The organism is Pseudomonas sp. GM79 (genome assembly GCF_000282495.1).
Classification (GTDB): Bacteria; Pseudomonadota; Gammaproteobacteria; order Pseudomonadales; family Pseudomonadaceae; genus Aquipseudomonas.
Map to the genome: position 1 here is coordinate 1 of NZ_AKJE01000115.1, position 19,476 is coordinate 19,476.

General features: G+C 58.4%; 22 protein-coding genes. 4 read left to right on the forward strand and 18 right to left on the reverse strand.

The window, feature by feature from the left end:
• Positions 1-65 precede the first annotated feature (65 nt).
• From minE to minC, 3 genes are all read right to left on the reverse strand, one after another.
• The gene (minE, locus tag PMI36_RS01075) at positions 66-320 is read right to left on the reverse strand and encodes a cell division topological specificity factor MinE (protein WP_007898843.1); all 255 of its coding nucleotides are present in this window, start codon (positions 318-320) and stop codon (positions 66-68) included.
• Positions 320-1,132: a septum site-determining protein MinD gene (gene minD, locus PMI36_RS01070; RefSeq protein WP_007898841.1), complete on the reverse strand. Its 813-nt coding sequence runs from the start codon at positions 1,130-1,132 to the stop codon at positions 320-322. The genes minE and minD overlap by 1 nt, the downstream gene beginning before the upstream one ends.
• A gap of 201 nt (positions 1,133-1,333) precedes the next feature.
• The gene (gene minC, locus PMI36_RS01065) at positions 1,334-2,071 is read right to left on the reverse strand and encodes a septum site-determining protein MinC (protein WP_032830770.1); all 738 of its coding nucleotides are present in this window, start codon (positions 2,069-2,071) and stop codon (positions 1,334-1,336) included.
• Between the two features lie 118 nt (positions 2,072-2,189).
• Between minC and PMI36_RS01060 the strand changes: the two genes are divergently transcribed.
• Both PMI36_RS01060 and PMI36_RS01055 read left to right on the forward strand, forming a co-directional pair.
• A complete protein-coding gene (locus tag PMI36_RS01060; protein WP_008076337.1) occupies positions 2,190-3,122 on the forward strand; it encodes a lipid A biosynthesis lauroyl acyltransferase in 933 nt (310 codons plus the stop codon).
• Between the two features lie 35 nt (positions 3,123-3,157).
• Positions 3,158-4,330, forward strand: a complete 1,173-nt coding sequence (locus PMI36_RS01055; protein ID WP_008076339.1) for a patatin-like phospholipase family protein — start codon at positions 3,158-3,160, stop codon at positions 4,328-4,330.
• 141 nt (positions 4,331-4,471) lie between these two features.
• On the opposite strand, the gene PMI36_RS01050 is transcribed toward PMI36_RS01055, so the two are convergent.
• The 7 genes from PMI36_RS01050 to puuE form a co-directional block, all read right to left on the reverse strand.
• On the reverse strand, positions 4,472-5,257 hold the full coding sequence (locus PMI36_RS01050; RefSeq protein WP_008076341.1) for an outer membrane protein OmpK: 786 nt from the start codon (positions 5,255-5,257) through the stop codon (positions 4,472-4,474).
• A 374-nt stretch (positions 5,258-5,631) separates the two neighbouring features.
• Complete coding sequence (locus PMI36_RS01045; RefSeq protein WP_008076343.1) at positions 5,632-6,417, reverse strand: outer membrane protein OmpK; 786 nt, start codon at positions 6,415-6,417, stop codon at positions 5,632-5,634.
• Between the two features lie 297 nt (positions 6,418-6,714).
• Positions 6,715-8,019, reverse strand: coding sequence for a urate hydroxylase PuuD (locus tag PMI36_RS01040; protein WP_008076344.1), 1,305 nt, complete (start codon positions 8,017-8,019; stop codon positions 6,715-6,717).
• Between the two features lie 50 nt (positions 8,020-8,069).
• On the reverse strand, positions 8,070-8,573 hold the full coding sequence (locus PMI36_RS01035) for an ureidoglycolate lyase (protein ID WP_007898831.1): 504 nt from the start codon (positions 8,571-8,573) through the stop codon (positions 8,070-8,072).
• A 122-nt stretch (positions 8,574-8,695) separates the two neighbouring features.
• The gene (gene alc, locus PMI36_RS01030) at positions 8,696-9,691 is read right to left on the reverse strand and encodes an allantoicase (RefSeq protein WP_007898829.1); all 996 of its coding nucleotides are present in this window, start codon (positions 9,689-9,691) and stop codon (positions 8,696-8,698) included.
• Positions 9,692-9,779: 88 nt separating this feature from the next.
• Positions 9,780-10,295: a 2-oxo-4-hydroxy-4-carboxy-5-ureidoimidazoline decarboxylase gene (gene uraD, locus PMI36_RS01025; protein WP_007898828.1), complete on the reverse strand. Its 516-nt coding sequence runs from the start codon at positions 10,293-10,295 to the stop codon at positions 9,780-9,782.
• Positions 10,292-11,218 (reverse strand): allantoinase PuuE, encoded by a 927-nt coding sequence (gene puuE / locus PMI36_RS01020; protein WP_008076347.1) that lies wholly within the window; start codon positions 11,216-11,218, stop codon positions 10,292-10,294. The genes uraD and puuE overlap by 4 nt, the downstream gene beginning before the upstream one ends.
• 435 nt (positions 11,219-11,653) lie before the next feature.
• On the opposite strand from puuE, the gene uraH reads away from it, so the two are divergent.
• The gene (uraH, locus tag PMI36_RS01015; protein WP_007898824.1) at positions 11,654-12,007 is read left to right on the forward strand and encodes a hydroxyisourate hydrolase; all 354 of its coding nucleotides are present in this window, start codon (positions 11,654-11,656) and stop codon (positions 12,005-12,007) included.
• Positions 12,008-12,228: 221 nt separating this feature from the next.
• Here uraH and PMI36_RS01010 read toward each other — a convergent pair whose 3' ends face one another.
• From PMI36_RS01010 to PMI36_RS01000, 3 genes are all read right to left on the reverse strand, one after another.
• On the reverse strand, positions 12,229-12,855 hold the full coding sequence (locus PMI36_RS01010) for a LysE family translocator (RefSeq protein ID WP_007898823.1): 627 nt from the start codon (positions 12,853-12,855) through the stop codon (positions 12,229-12,231).
• A 79-nt stretch (positions 12,856-12,934) separates the two neighbouring features.
• Entirely contained in the window at positions 12,935-14,284 is a 1,350-nt protein-coding gene (locus PMI36_RS01005; protein WP_008076349.1) for an NCS2 family permease, read from the reverse strand.
• 306 nt (positions 14,285-14,590) lie between these two features.
• A complete protein-coding gene (locus PMI36_RS01000) occupies positions 14,591-15,037 on the reverse strand; it encodes a MarR family winged helix-turn-helix transcriptional regulator (RefSeq protein ID WP_008076351.1) in 447 nt (148 codons plus the stop codon).
• Positions 15,038-15,119: 82 nt separating this feature from the next.
• On the opposite strand from PMI36_RS01000, the gene PMI36_RS00995 reads away from it, so the two are divergent.
• Positions 15,120-16,286: an aminotransferase-like domain-containing protein gene (locus tag PMI36_RS00995; RefSeq protein WP_008076354.1), complete on the forward strand. Its 1,167-nt coding sequence runs from the start codon at positions 15,120-15,122 to the stop codon at positions 16,284-16,286.
• A 197-nt stretch (positions 16,287-16,483) separates the two neighbouring features.
• On the opposite strand, the gene PMI36_RS00990 is transcribed toward PMI36_RS00995, so the two are convergent.
• The 5 genes from PMI36_RS00990 to PMI36_RS00970 form a co-directional block, all read right to left on the reverse strand.
• Positions 16,484-16,855, reverse strand: coding sequence for a glutathione S-transferase N-terminal domain-containing protein (locus PMI36_RS00990; protein ID WP_008076356.1), 372 nt, complete (start codon positions 16,853-16,855; stop codon positions 16,484-16,486).
• Between the two features lie 101 nt (positions 16,856-16,956).
• Positions 16,957-17,502, reverse strand: a complete 546-nt coding sequence (gene folE, locus PMI36_RS00985) for a GTP cyclohydrolase I FolE (protein WP_007898818.1) — start codon at positions 17,500-17,502, stop codon at positions 16,957-16,959.
• Between the two features lie 77 nt (positions 17,503-17,579).
• On the reverse strand, positions 17,580-18,137 hold the full coding sequence (locus tag PMI36_RS00980; RefSeq protein WP_008005647.1) for a Smr/MutS family protein: 558 nt from the start codon (positions 18,135-18,137) through the stop codon (positions 17,580-17,582).
• A 75-nt stretch (positions 18,138-18,212) separates the two neighbouring features.
• Positions 18,213-18,533 (reverse strand): hypothetical protein, encoded by a 321-nt coding sequence (locus PMI36_RS00975; RefSeq protein WP_007898816.1) that lies wholly within the window; start codon positions 18,531-18,533, stop codon positions 18,213-18,215.
• Positions 18,534-18,664: 131 nt separating this feature from the next.
• Entirely contained in the window at positions 18,665-19,255 is a 591-nt protein-coding gene (locus tag PMI36_RS00970) for a cysteine hydrolase family protein (RefSeq protein WP_008076357.1), read from the reverse strand.
• Between the last annotated feature and the right edge of the window lie 221 nt (positions 19,256-19,476).

Consider the following 19,476-nt stretch of genomic DNA (forward strand, 5'->3'; position numbering starts at 1 on the left):
CAGCCTGCGGCAGCTCCTACAAGAGCCTGAAGGTTCTGAGCCGCCGTGGCTCCTGCCGGATCGACTCAGCGATCTGGCAGGGTGATATTGAGTTCCAGGATCGAGCAACTGCCCTGGTTTTCCAGAGCGACGTGCACGTCATCGGACCCGATATTGACGTACTTGCGGATCACTTCCACCAGTTCCTTCTGCAAGGCTGGCAGGTAATCCGGCGTACTGCGCTGGCCGCGTTCATGCGCCACGATGATCTGTAGACGCTCTTTCGCTACCGACGCGGTGCTGACCTTTTTACTGGCACGAAAGAAGTCAAAAAGGTTCATTACCTACCTCCAAAAAGTCGCTCGAAGAATCCCTTCTTCTCGACATCGAGGAAACGATGGTCCACGGTTTTACCCAGCAGACGATCAACGGCATCGCTATACGCCTGACCGGCGTCGCTCTGGTCGTCGAGAATCACAGGTACGCCCTGGTTGGATGCCTTGAGGACGGCTTGCGATTCCGGAATCACGCCCAGCAGGGTTACTGCGAGGATTTCCTTGACGTCTTCGACGCCGAGCATTTCACCGTTACTCACGCGTGTCGGGTTGTAGCGGGTCAGCAACAAGTGTTCCTTGATCGGGTCTTCGCCGTTTTCGGCACGACGGGACTTGCTGGCCAACAGGCCCAGCATGCGATCCGAGTCACGTACGGAGGAGACTTCCGGGTTGGTCACTACAATCGCTTCATCAGCGAAGTACATGGCCAGGTGGGCGCCTTTCTCGATGCCCGCCGGAGAGTCGCAGACCACGAATTCGAAGTCTTCCTTGAGCTGCATCAGGACCTTTTCGACGCCTTCGACTGTCAGCGCGTCTTTATCGCGAGTCTGACTGGCGGCCAGTACGTAGAGGTTTTCCAGACGCTTGTCTTTGATCAGAGCCTGTTGCAGGTTGGCTTCGCCGTTTACCACGTTGACGAAGTCATACACCACGCGGCGCTCGCAACCCATGATCAGGTCGAGGTTACGCAAGCCGACGTCGAAGTCGACGATAACTGTTTTGTGACCACGCAGAGCGAGGCCGGTACCGATAGCGGCGCTGGTGGTGGTCTTACCCACACCACCCTTGCCGGATGTAACCACGAGAATCTTGGCCAAGGTGTTTTACCCCTAAGGAAAAAGGACGTTTAGCCCCTGAAAAACATCTCTTGAAAAACTACTGCAGTCGGACAGCCTTGGCTGGAATCCGGTTCTGAGCGGCGTTTACCCCCGGTAAACACTGCTTTTGGCCTTTTTCCTACTTCGTTTGAGCCGTTTTCGCTACGTTTTAGAGATGCTTGGAAAATGCGGCAGTATCCGTTAAAGCCGAATGATGTTCAACACGTCGCCCGACAGGCTGACTTGTACGCCCGCGCCCCACAATGGATCACGACGCAAATCCTCGGAAACCTTGTAGTGGCCAGCGATAGAGACCAGTTCAGCGGTCATTTGCTGACAGAAAATCCTGGCTTTCGTGTCACCTTTGACGCCGGCCAAGACACGACCGCGCATCGCGCCGTATACATGGATGTTCCCATCGGCGAGAAGTTCCGCCCCCGGGCTGACCGACGAAATCACCACCAAATCGCAACCCTGGGCATAAATCTGCTGGCCACCGCGTACGGGCGAGGTGATGATTTTGGTCGGTTTGATGGTCGGTTCCGGTGGTTTTTCCGGTTTTTTCGCAACGGTGCCTTCGTGCGGGTCGAGCGGGCGTTCACGGGCGCCGGACGGCGGCAGCACCGGCAGATCGACGGCGATGGCGGCGGCAATGTCTTCAATGCGGCTGGCACGGATCGCCAGTGTGCGCAGGCCATGCTGGCGGCAGATGCGCATCAGCCCCGGCAGATCGACCGAGGCTTCGCTGGCCGGAAGTTTGTCCAGGGCCAGGACCAGCGGCGCATTGCTGAAGAAGTTTGGCGCCTGGGCGACCTTGGCGGCCAGTTGCCGATCAAGGTTCTCAAGGTCGTTACGGGCCAGTTCCAGCACCGTAATGGCAAGCATGCTGCCCTTCAACTGGAACACGGGATCTTGGTCTAGCGGTTCGGTTTGGCTCATGGTCGGCATACAACGACTTGTCACTAAAAGTGCCGAGACTTATAACGAGAACGCCCGCAGGCCGCAAGCCGGGTCGAACGATGTAGAATGCGCGGCCACTGTCTTGACGGAACCTTTAATGGATCGCCCGCGTTTTCGAACAGCATTTCTTTCTCCACGTTTCTGGCCGCTGTGGTGTGGCTTGGGGCTGTTGTGGCTGATTGTGCAGTTGCCATATCCGGCGTTGCTGTCGGTCGGTCGCGTCTTGGGTGCCTTGATGTACCGAGTGGCGGGCGACCGACGGCGCATTGCCAAGCGCAATCTTGAACTGTGTTTCCCTGAAAAGTCCGCTGCCGAGCGCAAGCGTCTGCTCAAGGAAAACTTCGCCTCCACCGGCATCGCCTTCTTCGAGATGGCCATGAGCTGGTGGTGGTCGCGCAAGCGTTTGGCGAAACTGGCCCATATCGAAGGCCTGGAGCATTTGAAGAAGGCCCAGGCGCAGGACAAGGGCGTGATTCTGATGGCCGTGCATTTCACCACGCTGGAAATCGGCGCGGCACTGCTCGGTCAGCAACACACCATCGATGGCATGTACCGCGAACACAAGAATCCACTGTTCGACTACATCCAGCGTCTTGGTCGCGAGCGGCACAACCTCGACTCGCTGGCGGTGGAGCGTGACGACGTGCGCGGCATGCTCAAACTGCTGCGCTCAGGCCGAGCGATCTGGTACGCGCCGGATCAGGACTATGGCGCCAAGCAAAGTATCTTCGTGCCGCTGTTCGGGATTGAAGCGGCAACCGTCACCGCCACCAGCAAGTTCGCACGGCTGGGCAAGGCACTGGTAGTGCCATTCACTCAGCAACGCCTGGCGGACGGCAGTGGTTATCGGTTGGTGATTCATGCGCCGCTCGAGGGCTTTCCCGGTGAGACGGAAGAGGCTGACTGCATTCGGATCAACCAGTGGGTCGAAAGTGCTTTGCGCGAATGTCCGGAGCAATACCTCTGGGCACATCGCCGCTTCAAGACCCGTCCACCGGGCGAGGCGAAGCTGTACGCCAAACGCGGTTGAGTCACCGATCCCTTTAAGCACCATGGAGTGTTGCGATGAGTTCTGCTGAACCGGTTACAGGGTTGATACTTTCCGGCGGCGGGGCTCGGGCGGCTTATCAGGTGGGCGTGCTGGCGGCGATTGCCGAGCTGCTGCCGGTGGGAGCGGCGAATCCGTTTCCGGTGATCGTCGGTACATCGGCTGGCGCGATCAACGCGGTCAGCCTGGCCAGTGGGGCAATGGACTTTCGCGGCGCGATTCAGCGTCTGACTGCCTTCTGGCAAGGTTTCCGCAGTCATCTGGTATTGCGCAGCGACTGGCCGGGGGTGATCCATCAAGCCACCCGTTTTGTCAGTCACAATCTGATGGGGGTTGGCGCTCCGGTGCCCGTGGCCCTGCTCAACAGCTCGCCGCTGCGCGGTTTACTCAACGAAAAACTGCACATGCCCGGAATTGCCGAGGCCATCGCGCAAAAGCAATTGAAGGCGGTGGCGGTCACGGCGTTTGGTTATGAATCCGGTCAGGCCGTCACGTTTTATCAGGGCGGCGGCACCATCGAAGCCTGGTTGCGCCATCGGCGAATCGGCGTGCCGACACAATTGAGCGTCGATCATTTGCTGGCCAGTTCGGCGATTCCGTTGCTGTTTGCGCCGGTGAAGATCGGTGAAGAATATTTCGGCGATGGCGCGGTGCGTCAATCGGCACCGATCAGCCCGGCCCTGCACCTGGGTGCCAGCCGCGTACTGGTGGTGGGCGTCAGCGGCAACCCGCGCGGGGTCGACCCGCAACAGCCGCTGCAACGCGCCTACACAGGTCAGCAGCCCACCCTGGCGCAAATCGGCGGGCACATGCTCAACAGTACGTTCATTGACAGCCTGGAAAGTGACATCGAGTTGCTGCAGCGTCTGAATCAGTTCAGCCATCTGTTGCCCGACGGCGCGCCGAGTCGGGCATTGGGAGCAGCGCCGGTGGAGGTGCTGGTGATTTCGCCGAGTCAGCCGATCGATGAAATTGCGGCGCGGCATCGCCAGGAATTGCCGGCGGCCTTGCGTCTGTTTTTGCGCGGGCCGGGGGCGACCAAGACCAGCGGGGCAGGGGTATTGAGTTATCTGCTGTTCGAGGCGGGATATTGCAGTGAGTTGATCGATCTGGGGCGGCGCGATGCGTTGGCCAAACGGCATGAGTTGTGCCGGTTTCTGGGGTTGGTGGAGCCTGCGGTTCCGGCTTGAGATTTGCGATGTGGCTTTCGCGAGCAAGCCCGCTCCCACATAGGATCTCCTGTGAACACGTTATTTGTGATCACCACTGATCAACTGTGGGAGCGGGCTTGCTCGCGAAGGCGTCCTTCCAGACGCCACATAAAGCGAAGATCAGAAGTGGAACTTCACCAGGAAGCTCGTGTTGCTCTGATCGGTCTTGAAGTACTGGCTGTCCTTGATCCCGTACTTGTCTGACCAGTAGTCGTACTCGACACCGACGTACAACTGCTTCTCGCCGATGTTCAGGGCTTTGCCCAAGTCGTATTTGATCTGTGGGTTGAAGTGCAGGTTGGCGTGGTAGGTGCCTTTGCTGTTCTTGTCGTTATCGACTACCCAGTCCATGAAACCATCGATCAGGATGTTCGAATCGCCCACGGGAATGGTGTAGGACCAGGCCGGTGTGATCTGCCAGACGTTGTCACCCGCACGGCTGCCTTCGGTGTGACGCTGGTAGAAGTTCAGCTGGAAGTAGTCGAACCCGGGAATCGCCAGGTCGAAACCCGGACCGATCAGGTAGGACTCGGTATCGCCCTCACCGAACTCGTATGTCATGGCCAGCAGCACGTCTTTGATCGGGCCGAACGCCAGTTTCTGGTCGAAGATCTTGCCAAACGACAAGCGTGGGCTGATTTCGCCGTAATAGGTGTTCGAGCCGACGCCGCTGTCTTCCTTGCCGTTGTAGAAAATCTTGTCGACGAACACGAAGTTGTCGCCGTATTTCCAGGCATCGGCGTGCTCGAAGGTGACGGTTTGCTGAATGCGCGGGTTGACCTGGAAGTCCTTGCCATAGAGGTAGGTCAGGCTGTTGTTCTGCCATTGCAGCAAGTCGCCGGCCATTGCCTGGCCCCCGGCCAGCAAGGATCCCGCGAGCATCAGGCTGGTGCACGTACGTTTCATTCGGTTGCTCCCAAAAAGTAGGTGGTTCCACGTTATTTTTCTAAGGTCGGCGCTCTGGTGTGGCGCCTTTTCTTTGCTGTAAAAACAATCCAGTCGGTCAGCTTTAGTGCTGTTAGCAAGAGCTGAGCCAAGGCTTTCAAAAAATAAAAAAAACGCCCGCTCGGCTGTTCGAAAACAGTCGATTGAGCGTCAATTCGAGAAGCCTTGGTACTGTCCAGAGCCGGGATAAGTTGGCTTTCTGGTCAGGAATTAAATCCGCGCTTTTTTTTAGAGCGGATTCGGGCGGGCGCGGAGAATACTGACTCCTTGGCCAGGTCTCAAGTGCCCTGCAACAGAGCACCCGTGACAGGTATCGGGCACGGTTGCGGGCCATCTTAAAAGTGCACCTTTACCAGCAGGCTGGCGGTGTTTTGGTTAGTGTCAAAGTTGGCGCTGTTTTCGATTCCGTACTTGTTTTTCCAATAGCTGTATTCGGTGCCGACGTAGACGAATTTATCGCCCCAGCCCAAGGCTTTGCCCAGGTCGTATTTGATCTGCGGATTGATGTGCAAGTTGGCGTGGTAAGTGCCGCGTGCATTGCGATCGTTGTCCACCACCCAGTCCAGATAGCCATCGATCAACAGGTTCGAATTGCCTAGCGCAACGCTGTAGGACCAGGTGGGAGTGATCTGCCAGACACCATCACCGGGGCGTGGGCCTTCGGTCTGGCGACGATAGAAGTTCAAGGTGAAGTAGTTGAAACCCGGTACTGCCAGATCGAAACCCGGGCCGATCAGATACGCTTCGCTGTCGCCTTCGCCATACTCGTAAGTCATGGCCAGCAATACGTCCTTGACCGGGCCAAACTCGAAACGACGGTCGAGTATCTTGCCAAAGGACAGGCGCGGACTGAATTCGCCATAGAAGGCGTGGGGGCCTTTATTGCGGTCTTCTTCGCCGTTGTAGAAGATCTTGTCGATGAACAGGAAGTTATCGCCGTACTTCCATTTGTCGGCGTGCTCGAACGTCACCGTCTGCTGGATCGACGGGTTGATCACGAAATTCTTGCCGTACAGGTAGCTCAGGCTGTTGGTTTGCCACAGCAGTAAATCACCGGCCATGGCCTGGCTCGCGGCCAACAGGCCAGAGCCCAACAGCACGCTGGTTTTTATCCGAATCATCTGTTGCTCTCTTTTGTTTTTATTGTTTGAGGCGCAGGCAGCCACCCTTGTGGGAGAGAGCCTGCTCGTGATGGCGTTGGTTCAATCAAACACGGATGTTGAATGTCTTACCGTCATCGCGAGCAGGCTCGCTCCCACAAGGGGGTTTGTCTTTTAGTGGGTCAGTGCGGGTGGGCGTGGCAGCTCGGAATGCAACACCTCGGATCTTTTTTATTCTTGTGATTTTTGTATCAGGTGGACCTGTGGCGGGGGGCTTGTTGTGGCCACAAAAGCCCCCTCGCTACAACGGTGTGTTGCTTATTGGGTTTGAGCTCCCTGAACAATCCACGCACCGATCAGGTCGCGCTCTTGCTGGGTCATCTGGGTGATGTTGCCCAATGGCATGATCTGGCTGGCAACCGCCTGGGCCTGGATGCGCGGGGCCTGAAGCTTGATCTGCTCCGGGGTATCGAACATCACGCCCGCGGGCGCCGCGCTGAACAGCGGGCTGGTGGGTTTCGCCGAATGGCAGACTGTGCAGCGTTCCTGGATCACGTCGTGCACCTTGTCGAAGGCAGGACCGGCATTGGATGCCTGGGCGGGTGCAGTTTCAGGGGCTGCCGTCGGTGCAGCTTCAGCCGGTTTCTTGCCACCGCCGAGGGCGGTTTCCGGCAGCGGCTGATACTCGATGGCCCCAGGTGCCTTGGCCACTTCAGGTGCGCTGGACATCGGCGCCGGGCCGGTCACGTAGGCCAGGCAAATCATGCCGACCGCCGCAGCGGGCAGGGTCCAGGCAAACTTGTGGCTGTCATGACGGGTGTTGAAGTAGTGACGCACCAACACCGCCAGCACTGCGATCCCGGCCAGGATCAGCCAGTTGTATTGGCTGCCGTAAGTGCTCGGGAAGTGGTTGCTGATCATGATGAACAGCACCGGCAAGGTGAAGTAGTTGTTGTGTCGCGAACGCAGCAAGCCTTTGGCCGGCAGCGCCGGATCGGGCGTGCGGTTCTCGGCAATCGCCGCCACCAATGCGCGTTGGGCCGGCATGATGATGCGGAACACGTTGCCGACCATGATGGTGCCGATGATCGCGCCGACGTGCAGGTACGCACCACGACCGCTGAACACTTTGCTGAAGCCGTAAGCCGCGCCAATGATCAGCACGAACAGGATGAAACCGAGCAGGGCAGGGCGTTTGCCCAGGGCCGAGTCGCAGAGGAAGGAGTAGACGAACCAGCCGACGAACAGCGAGCCGATTCCCAGCAGAACACCTTCAGGGCCGGTCAGGCTGCTGCCCGGAGCGAGCAGGTAGAGCGTCGGGTTGGAGTAGAACACCACGCACAGCAGCGCGACCCCCGACAACCAGGTGAAGTAGGCTTCCCATTTGAACCAGTGCAGGTTATCCGGCATGGTCGGTGGAGCCAGTTTGTATTTTTCCAGGTGGTAGATACCGCCGCCATGGATCGCCCACAAATCGCCCGCCAGCCCGTTTTTCGGGTTGACCCGATTGAGGTTGTTCTCCAGCCAGACGAAATAGAACGACGCGCCGATCCAGGCCACGCCAGTGATCATGTGAACCCAGCGCACGCTCAGGTTCAGCCATTCCAACAGATGTGCTTCCACAGTCTTTACCTCTCGCCTGTCACTCTGTTGTCGAGTGATCAGACCTTCTCTTATTGGTGGGGGGCGAGGATCAAACGCTCATCCTCTTTGAAAAAATGCTCATCGCAGTTATTGCCTGTGCCACTGCGATCAACCACCAGGAAGTCATCCCGCTTTTCGATCGTCAGCACCGGATGGTGCCAAACGCCGCGATGGTAATTAATGCCCTGCCTGCCGTTGGTGACGAAGGCGCGGACCAAGCCTGATACAGGTTCATCGCCAAGTGGCGCGACCACGATCAGAAAGGGGTTGCCGAGCAGCGGAATGAAAGCCTGGCTGCCCAGCGGATGACGCTCCAGCATGCAGACGGTCAGCGGCATGTCCTGCGCATCGGCGCGGAAAATGCTGATGATTGCCTTGTCCTCTGGCGTAGCGGTTTCCACCGTCGCCAGTTTGTGAAAGCGCATGGTCGAACCGTTGTTGATCATGAAGTGATCGCTGCCGTCGGTTTCGATCACGTCACCGAAAGGGGCGAAGGCTTCTTTGGTCAGCGGTTCAATCGTCAATGTGCGCATGCTGGTCTTCTTTTCGTTGAGTTCTGTGTTGTCTGTTCTGGCGTCTTCGCGAGCAAGCCCGCTCCCACAGGGGAATGCATTTCAAATGTGGGAGCGGGCTTGCTCGCGAATGGCCTCACCGCTTACTTGGCGACCTTGCCCAATACCCGCAGGCGGCTCACACCCCCATCCGGAAACACGTTCAGGCGGATGTGGGTGATCGGGCCCAGTGCCTTGATCTGCTCGGCGAAGGTATGTTCGGCGTGCATTTCCAGCTTCTGGCTTGGCAACAGTTCACGCCAGAACAGCGATTGGGTTTCGATCTGGCTGTCGGTGCCGCCTTTCACGAATGCACCCTGGATCGAGCAAGTGTCCGGGTAGTTGCCTTTGAAGTGCAGGGTGTCGACGATGACTTTCTCGATCTCGCCGGCGTGACCCAGCGCGACGATCACCCAGTCATTGCCTGGCGTGCGACGACGCGCGGTTTCCCAGCCATCGCCCATGTTGATGCCACGGCCCGGGTTGAGGATGTTGCTCATGCGGCCGAAGTGCTCGTCGGAGCAGGCCAGTGCACGGCCACCGTTCAGGGCTGCAGCCAGGTCGACTTGTTCGTTGTCGCCCACAGCGGACCAGTCGCGGAACGGAATGCCGTACACGCGCAGACGGGCCACGCCGCCATCCGGGTAGATGTTGAAGCGCAGGTGGCTGAAGGCCTGGTCGTTGTTGATTTCGTGGTAGTGGTGGCTGTTGCCTTGCAGTTCGACGGCCGACAGCACTTCAGTCCACTGGGTGTTTTCGTCCGGCTCGCCCGAGGCCAGGAAGCAGGCTTCCAGGGAAGCCGATGGCGGGTAGTTGCCGGTGAAGAATGAAGTGTCGATGTCCACGCCCTTGATCGAGCCCGGTACGCCCAGGCGGATCACCGCGCTGTCGTAGCCTTCGAAGCGCTTGCGGCGCGACTCCCAGCCGTCCATCCACTTGCCGTTGTCATCGAACACGCCCTCCTTCCACACGGCCGGGGTCGGTTGGAACAGACGGTTGGCGTCTGCAAACCAGTCATCGGTGACCGAGATGATTTTGGTGCCCAGACGGGCGTCGGCCAGGTTGACGAACTTCTCGAAAGGTACGGCGTAAGCTTTCATTCTTCTTGTCTGCCTTTAATTAGTTGGCTTGGGATGCTTGCAGGGCCCTGGGCGTTTTCCGCGTTTTTTAACGCTCGGGCCAAGTTCGCTATAGGGTCAGTAATCGGAACAGGGCGATCTTGTTAATCTCCGCCAGCGCGCATTTGAATTCGGTGTCGACCGAGTTGTGGATGCGCGTTTCGAACGCCGCGAGGATCTGATGCCGGTTGCTGCCTTTTACCGCCATGATGAAGGGAAACTTGAACTTGGCTTTGTAGGCGTCGTTCAGCTCGGTGAAGCGCTGGAACTCATCGCTCGAGCATTGGTGAATACCCGCGCCAGACTGTTCTTCAGTGCTGGCAGCGGTAAGCTGGCCCTGGACGGCGGCTTTGCCGGCCAGGTCCGGGTGAGCGTTGATCAGGGCCAGTTGGCTCGTGTGATCAGCGCTCAACAAGATGTCGCTCATGCGCTGGTGCAGGGTTTCGATCTCGTCGATCGAAGCGTCCTGGCCCAGGTCGAAGGCCTTCTCGGCCACCCATGGCGAGTGTTCGTAGATGTCGGCGAAGGCGGCGACAAACGCGTCGCGGCTCAGGGTCGATGGTTTGATGGTTTGAAAGGTGCTCATTTCGCGGCCCCTTGGAACGGGTGGGTTTCGTGCCAGTGGCGAGCGATGTCGACGCGGCGGCTGAACCACACCTGTTCATGACTTTTAGCGTATTCGATAAAGCGTTTGAGCGAAGCCAGACGCGCCGGACGGCCGATCAAACGGCAGTGCAGGCCGATCGACAACATCTTCGGTGCTTCGGCGCCTTCGGCGTACAGCACATCGAACGCGTCTTTCAGGTATTCAAAGAAATCGTCGCCCTTGTTGAAGCCCTGGACCTGGGTGAAGCGCATGTCATTGGTGTCCAGGGTGTAGGGGATCACCAGATGCGGCTTGCCGGTCGGGTTGTTCGGTTCCCAGTAGGGCAGGTCGTCGTCGTAGGTGTCGCAGTCGTAAAGGAAACCGCCTTCTTCCATCACCAGCCGACGGGTGTTCGGGCCGGTGCGGCCGGTGTACCAGCCCAGTGGGCGCTCGCCGGTGATTTCAGTGAGGATGCGGATCGCTTCGAGCATGTGCTCGCGTTCCTGTGCTTCGTCCATGTACTGGTAGTCGATCCAGCGATAGCCGTGACTGCAGATTTCATGGCCAGCATCGACCATGGCGCGGATCACATCCGGGTGGCGCTGGGCGGCCATGGCCACGGCGAAGATGGTCAGCGGAATGTCGAATTCCTTGAACAGTTTCAGAACCCGCCAGACGCCGGCACGGCTGCCATACTCGTAAAGGGATTCCATGCTCATGTTGCGCTCGCCTTGCAGCGGCTGCGCCGAGACCATTTCCGAGAGGAACGCTTCGGACTCTTTATCGCCGTGCAGGATATTGCGCTCGCCACCTTCCTCGTAATTGAGCACGAAGGACAGCGCGATGCGGGCATTGCCCGGCCAGTGTGGGTGAGGAGGGTTACTGCCGTAACCGATCAGGTCGCGTGGATAGTCAGCGCTCACTGCAGTCTTCCTTCTTGTTCGTGTCGACTTGTTCAAAGTCAGGGTGTGTGTGGCGGCCTGGCGATGAGAGGGCAGGCTGGCGTCACAGCGATGGAGTGATTGTATACAACTTTATATTCACTTTGTAAGCCTGATTTTTTGCATTTTTCACTGACTGGTCGCTTTGAAGGGTACTGCAAGAAACCTGCCTGACTGGTCAGCTAATGGATAGGAGGTCCGCTGATCGTATGGTTTAGCGTCAGATTCGCCGTTAAACCCTGAATGGCGGAGTTGGCGGTAAAAATGTCGTTTTTATTGTGTACAATTTTTATGAAAAGTGTCTTAATCAGTCGCTCGCCGCAGCTTTTCGTGCTCCGAAACGGTGCGGTCTCCTTTTCAACTGACTTCGGGAGGCGCGAGGTCTGACTGCTCCACGCAGGCAGGCGCGCAGAATCAATGGGACGTTTGACTACACACGTTTTGGACGCTGCACACGGTTGCCCGGGCAGTTCGATCAAGGTCGAGTTGTACCGCGTTGAAGGTTCGCAGCTGGAATTGGTCGCCACCGCGCTCACCAACAGCGATGGCCGTGTCGATTCGCCGTTGCTGCAAGGTGATGACTATCGGTCCGGGGTCTATCAGCTTCAGTTTCATGCGGGTGATTACTACCGCGCCCGTGGGGTTCAGCTGCCTGAGCCTGCGTTCCTGGATGTGGTGGTGCTGCGTTTCGGCATCTCTGCGGAACAGGATCACTACCACGTGCCGTTGTTGATTTCGCCGTACAGCTATTCCACGTACCGAGGCAGTTGATCCCCCAAGCAGCTGCCTCCTCCGAGAAGCGACTGCGCATATAGCTTCTTTGGTCTTTCGCCCGCTCACACTGCGGGCTTTTTTTTGCTCTGAGAAATGTGGTGTTGCTGATGACGCCTTCGCGAGCAAGCCCGCTCCCACACTCGATCTTCTGCGAATACATTATTCATGATCGGCAGAGATCAAATGTGGGAGCGGGCTTGCTCGCGAAGCTTTTGCTTTTAACGACTCAACAACGACGCCGCACCAGCCCCGCTAAACAACCCCGCACTCACCCGGTTAAACCAGCTCTGTCCGTTGCCGCTGCGCAAATACCGCGCCGCGCCATGAGCTCCGAGGCCATAAGCCAATTTGCACAGCAGATCCAGCACGGTCCAGGTGGCAATCATCACCAGCAACTGCGGCAAGAAGGGTTGCTCAGCACTCAAAAACTGCGGCAGGAAAGCGGCAAAGAACAAAATGTCTTTCGGATTGCTCGCGCCGAGCATGAACGCGCGCCCGAACAGTGCGCGAAAGCGCGGCACCGGCGCAGCCTGGGGCACTTCGGCGCCTTGGGAGGGCTGACGCGATTGCTGCCAGCTCTGCCAGGCGAGATAGAACAGGTACAACGCACCGACGATTTTCAGGGCGCTGAACAGCTGTTCCGATGCCAGCAACAATGCGCCCAAGCCAAGCGCCGAAGCACTGAGCAGGCAGATCGACGCAATCACGCCTCCCAGAAACGCCGGGTAAGAACGGCGCAAACCGTAATTCAGGCTGTTGCTGATCATCAGCAACGACAGTGGTCCCGGGATCAGGATCACCACCAGCGCAGCGCCGCTGAACAGCAGCCAGGTTTCCAGACTCATCACTTTCCTCCCTATATGCAAAAGCCTCACCCGACGGGGTGAGGCTGTTTTGAAACACTGTTTTTGAAACGTAGACGGCTTACAAGAAAATGAACTTGGCGATGAAGATCGCGCAGAGCACCCACAAACTGACGGAAATTTCCTTGTGTTTACCGGTGAAAGCCTTCAGCACCACGTAAGTGATAAAGCCCAGCGCGATACCGTCGGCGACCGAGAAGGTCAGCGGCATCATGATCGCGGTAACGATCGCCGGAATGCTGTCGGTGGCTTCGTCCCATTCGATATGCGCCATGCCGCCCATCATCAGCATCGCCACATAAATCAGCGCACCGGCGGTTGCATAAGCGGGGATCATGCCAGCCAGCGGTGCGAAAAACATTGCGGCAATAAATAGCACACCTACGGTCACAGCGGTAAGACCAGTCCGACCACCCGCGGCGACACCCGCGGCACTTTCCACATAGCTGGTGACCGGCGGAACACCGACCACCGCACCGAATACACTGGAAGCACTGTCGGCTTTGAGGGCGCGGGAAAGGTTTTCGATCTTGCCGTCAGCGTTTACCAGACCGGCGCGTTGTGCAACGCCCATCAAGGTGCCAGCGGTGTCAAACATGTGCACAAAGAGGAAAGCCAGAACCACGCTGATCATGCTGATATTGAATACACCGGCGACGTCCATGGCCATCCACGTCGGAGCCAGGCTCGGCGGGGCAGACATGATGCCCTCGTAGTGCACCAGCCCCAGGCCCCAACCAGCCAGGGTCACGGTGATGATGCTGATGAGAATCGCGCCGAATACTTTGTGGTAGCTGAGCACGGCAATCATCAGGAAGCAGATGGCCGCCAGCAGCGGACCAGGTTCGCGCAGGGAACCGAGCTTGATCAGGGTGGCCGGGCTATCGACAACGATGCCCGCGGTTTTCAAGCCGATCAGCCCCAGAAACAGACCCACACCGGCGCCCATGGCAAAGCGCAAACTCACTGGAATGCTGTTGAGCAGCCATTCGCGAATCCGGGAAAAGGTCAGGAACATGAACAACACACCGGAGATGAACACCGCACCGAGGGCGGTTTCCCAGTTGTAGCCCATGGTGCCGACCACGGTGTAGGTGAAGAACGCGTTCAGGCCCATGCCCGGTGCCAGGCCGACCGGCCAGTTGGCGTACAGGCCCATCAGCAGGCAACCCAGCGCGGCGGCGATGCAGGTGGCGACGAACGCCGCGCCGTGATCGATGCCGGCATCGGCCATGATGTTCGGGTTGACGAAGATGATGTAAGCCATGGTGATGAAGGTTGTCAGACCGGCGATCAGCTCGGTCTTCACCGTGGTGCCGTGCAAGCTGAGTTTGAAGATGCGCTCCAGCCAGCCATTGCGTAATGGCGGCGAGAGTTCCAGCGTCGGGGCTTCGGATTTGCGGCTTTCCACAGCGAGTACTCCTCAAGAGTTTTATTGTTATTTCCAGGGCCGGACCCATGAGGGTGGCAGCGACCCTTTGAGGTACTTGCGAATTTGTTGACCTGTTGGTCAGGAACTCGCACGAAGCGAATTATGCTTTTGTATACAAATAAAGCAAATAATGTTTTTGATTTTGTAGACGAAAAGTTTGGCAATAGGGATATATCGCCAGGAAGGACGCCTTCGCGGGCAAGCCCGCTCCCACAGGTGAGCGCATTCCCCTGTGGGAGCGTGGCTTGCCCGCGATAGCTTCACACATGTCGCGGATAGAGCATTTCAGTCAGCTGCCACCTGACTTTTACCCAGCGCGAGATTCACCGCCAACCACCCATTCACCGCCGTCTCCCCAGCTTCGGCAAACACCCGCTCGAGCAATTTCACCTGCTCGCGCCGCAGCGACTGCTCGAACCGCGCGCCTTCCGCAGTCAGTTCCAGCAGCCGCTTACGCTTGTCGGTCTCGGACGCGACGCTGTTCACCAAATGCATTTCCACCAACTGACGCAGCGGAATGTTCAGCGCCTGTTTGCTCACGCCGAGCAACGCCAGCAACTCCTTGACGCTGAGGGCAGGGTAGCGGGCAATGAAAAACACGATGCGTTGGTGCACCCGGCTCAAGCCGCGACGCTCGAGCATTTCGTCGGCCTTGGCGGTGAACGCCTGGTAACCGAAGAAAAACGCTTCCATGGCTTGTTGCTGAGTGTTGGGGTTTTTAAGGTCAAGCATGTTGACGTATCCGCTCGGTCTGTCGTAATTTCGGTCAACCAGTTTGACTCATTTTCCTCAGGCCTCGCTACCGGTGACCCCCATGGCTTTTTCCGAACGTGTCTCGCGCCTTAAAAGTTCTTTGATCCGTGAAATCCTCGCCGCCGCCCAGCGTCCGGAAGTGATGTCGTTCGCCGGCGGCTTGCCGGCCGAAGCCATGTTGCCGAAAGTCGAGTGGGCCGACATGCCGCTGTCCATGGGGCAGTACGGCATGAGCGAAGGCGAGCCGGCGCTGCGTGAGGCGCTGGCGGCCGAAGCCCGAGCGTTGGGTGTGCCGTGTGAGGCGAGTCAGGTGCTGGTGGTCAGCGGTTCCCAGCAAACCCTCGATCTTGCGGCCAAGCTGTACATCGACAAAGGCACCGAGATTCTGCTCGAAGCACCGACCTACCTGGCGGCGTTGCAGATTTTTCAGCTGTTTGGCGCCGACTGCATCACCGTCCCATTGGAAGCCGATGGCCCGAACCTGGCACAACTGCGTAACCGTCTGGAAAAACACAAGCCAGCGTTCATCTACCTGATTCCGACGTTTCAGAACCCGTCGGCAGTGCGCTACAGCGAGGCTAAGCGCGATGCAGTGGCGGCGTTGCTCGACGAGTTCGGCGTAACCCTGATCGAAGACGAGCCCTACCGCGAACTGACCTTCGACGGCGGCAGTGCCACGCCGATCGTCAGCCGCTTGAACAAAGCCAGCTGGATCTACACCGGTACCGTGTCGAAAACCCTGTTGCCGGGCTTGCGGGTCGGTTACCTGATCGCCAGCCCAGACCTGTTTGCGCACTTGCTGCGGCTCAAGCAATCGGCCGATCTGCACACCAACCGCATCGGGCAGTGGCAAGCGCTGCAATGGATCGGCACTGAGAAATACCAACAGCATCTGGGTGAGTTGCGTGATTTCTATCGGGTTCGTCGGGATGCGTTTCAGTCGGCATTGGAAACGCACTTTTGCGATCTGGCGCAGTGGAACGTGCCGCAGGGCGGGTTGTTTTTCTGGCTGACACTCAAGCAGCCGCTGGATACGCGCACACTGCTCAAGGCTGCGCTGGCGGCGGATGTGGCGTTTATGCCGGGCGAGCCGTTTTTTCCTGAGCCGGACAACAACCCCGGTCATCTGCGGCTGAATTTCAGCCACATCGACCCGGCGCGACTGGACGAAGGGCTCAAGCGATTGGCGACGGTGGTGCGCCAGGCCCAAGCCGCAGAAGCGGCTTGAGGGGAGGGTAGAAACGAATAAACCGGCGCAAGGGCCGGTTTATTTTTGTCTGAAATTTGCAGTGATTGTGCCGGCCTCTTCGCGAGCAAGCCCGCTCCCACACTGAATCGGTGTTGAACACAAATCCCATCAAACCACAAAACCAATGTGGGAGCGGGCTTGCTCGCGAAGGCGTCAGTCAGCGCAACACAAAACCATCAGGCCGCAGCAAACCGCTTATCCAGATAATCAATGATCACCTTGGATTCATACATCCAGGTGGTCTGGCCATTCTCTTCGATGCGCAGGCACGGCACCTTGATCTTGCCACCTTGCTCCAGCAGAGCCTGGCGATCCTGTTCGTTGTTCTTGGCATCGCGCAACGCCACCGGAACGTTCAGGCGACGCAGGGTGCGACGGGTTTTCACGCAGAACGGGCAGGCGTGGAACTGATACAGGGTCAGGTCCTTGGCGGCCGTGTTGACCTGAGCCTGAGCTTCGGCAGGGCGCTGTTTTTTGCCCGGACGAGTGATGAAGTCGATGAAGATGATCAGTTGGCCAAGGCCGACACGAAGCGCTTTAACGAACACGGTATAAGCCTCACAGGGGCAAACAGAAGGCGCGCAGCTTACCTGATTTTCGCAGGCGAAAAAAAACCGGCGATCAGTGCCGGTTTTCTTCGTGCTGCGAGTTACTTGATCAGGCTGAGAAACTCGCTGCGGGTGGCCGCGTTTTCGCGGAACTCGCCGAGCATCACCGAGGTGATCATCGTCGAGTTCTGTTTCTCCACACCGCGCATCATCATGCACATGTGCTTGGCCTCGATCACCACCGCAACGCCCAGGGCGCCGGTGACTTGCTGGACCGCATCGGCGATCTGGCGACTGAGGTTTTCCTGGATCTGCAGGCGGCGAGCGTACATATCGACGATCCGCGCGACTTTCGACAGCCCCAGGACCTTGCCGCTCGGGATGTAGGCAACATGGGCCTTGCCGATGAACGGCAGCATGTGGTGCTCGCACAACGAGTAGAGCTCGATGTCCTTGACCAGCACCATCTCGCTGTTGTCGGAGCTGAACAAGGCACCGTTGGTGACCTCTTCCAGTGTCTGTTCATAACCGCGGCAGAGGTACTGCATGGCTTTGGCGGCACGTTTTGGCGTGTCGAGCAGGCCCTCGCGGGAGGCGTCCTCGCCCAATTGGCCGAGAATCTCGGTGTAATTCTGTTCCAGGGACATGAAACTACCTGTGGGATTTTACGCAAAGGGCAAGGGTACGGTGACGGACACGGCGCTGCAAGCGTGAAGCGACGGTATCACTCGTCGCGACCTTCCATCATGGTGCGTTTGAGCATCACATAAACCGCTCCGGCGCCGCCGTGTTTCGGTTGGCACGAGGTGAAACCGAGCACCTGTGGATGCTGACGCAGCCACGTGTTGACGTGGCTTTTGATCATCGGCCGCTTGCCGTCCAGGCGCACCGCTTTGCCGTGGGTGACACGTACGCAGCGGATTTCGAATTTGGTCGCTTCGGCCAGAAAGGCCCATAGGGTCTCACGGGCCTTTTCCACGTTCATGCCATGCAGGTCGAGGCTGCCTTCGAACGGAATCTGTCCGATCTTGAGCTTGCGCATCTGGCTTTCCTGGACACCGTCGCGGGCCCACATCAGCTCATCTTCGGGGCCGACATCAATGACGAACTGATCGGACAGCCCATCAACGGTGGTGGCATCGGTGCGCACGGTGGCGGCCTGGCGCAGCTTGGCGATTTGCGCGCGGTCGGCCTTGGGTTTGCCGGTTTCGGCGCGATCGTGCTTGATCGGCTTGACGCCTTGGATCGCGCTTTTGAACAGGGAAAAATCGTCGTCTTGCATGTCAGCCTCCGCGAAGGGCGGCCAGTTTACCCAAGTCGAAGCGAATGGGGCGCGACAAAACGCGTGGCGTTCGGCTCAGTCGTGTTTTTTCATCAAATGCGGGGACATGTTCAGCTCTTGCGATTGACGCGAACGGCGGCGGCAGCGGCGCCACAGCCACACGCCGATGTACAGCACGAACAGGCCAATGGCCAAAATCACTGCCGAACCGACCCGGTTGGTATTTAACTCGCCCAGGGCGGGCGCTTGGCCGAGCAGGCTGGCGGCACCTGCCATCACCAGCAGCACGCCGCACATCGCCAGCAGAGCGGCAATGGCTGCGCCGAAGCGAAAACGCCAGTTGCTTTGGCCTTTGGGCCGCAAGCGGCGTGCATCAAAACCATCGGATAACTTCATTCCGACCTTCCTCAATGGGTATCGGCCCTTCGACCGGGAGTTGACCGGGATGTTCCTGAGGCTAGGGCAATTACAGCAAATGAGAGGCTTTTGCGGATGAGCGGCGGCATGGACCGCTCATCGACGGTCGATCAGATCAGTTCGCGGGTCTGGGCGAGGGTGGCGAAATTGTCCGCCATGATCGCCATCTCGGTGTGCTGAACGTGCTCGGCGCTCAGGACGCCACCCTTGGAGGGCAGATCGCGAGTCGCGCAGGCGTCTTCAACCAATGTGCAACGAAAGCCCAGGTTCTTCGCGGCGCGCACGGTAGTGCTGACGCTGGAATGGCTCATGAAGCCGCAGACGATAAGGTCCAGCGAGCCGAGATTCTGCAGGCGCTCCAGCAGTTCGGTGCCATGAAACGCACTCGGCAGCAATTTTCCGATGATGGTTTCATCGCCCTGTGGCTCCAGGCCCGGGATGAACTCACCGCGCTCGCCTTGCGGGTCGAACAGCCCACCGACGGTGCCGAGGTGGCGCACGTGCACGATCGGCCGACCGGCAGCACGGGCAGCGGCGACCAGTTGCTTGATGTTCGCGACGGCAGCATCCATGCCGCTCAGTGCCAAGGGGCCGCTGAGGTATTCTTTCTGGGCATCGATGATGACAAGGGTCGCATGACCCAGATTGGCCGCTGCATAACCACGGCCGCTGAGTTGAAACATCGTTTTTGGAACGGACATTCTGGGGCTCCTTCGAGTGGGGCTTTTGCGACATTGTCCTCTGGCTGAGCGCTTCTGTGAATCGCTACCATCGTAGGCACCGCCGTTGTTGGGTCGCAGCCTTGTCAAGATACTCGTTCTGTTCAATAGCTTGCTGAAAAAATAGAAGAGTCCTACATCTGGTCCGGTGTTTTTCCTGCGTCGTCGTGGCGTCTTTTGGCTGTTAGAATCGTCAGTCGTTT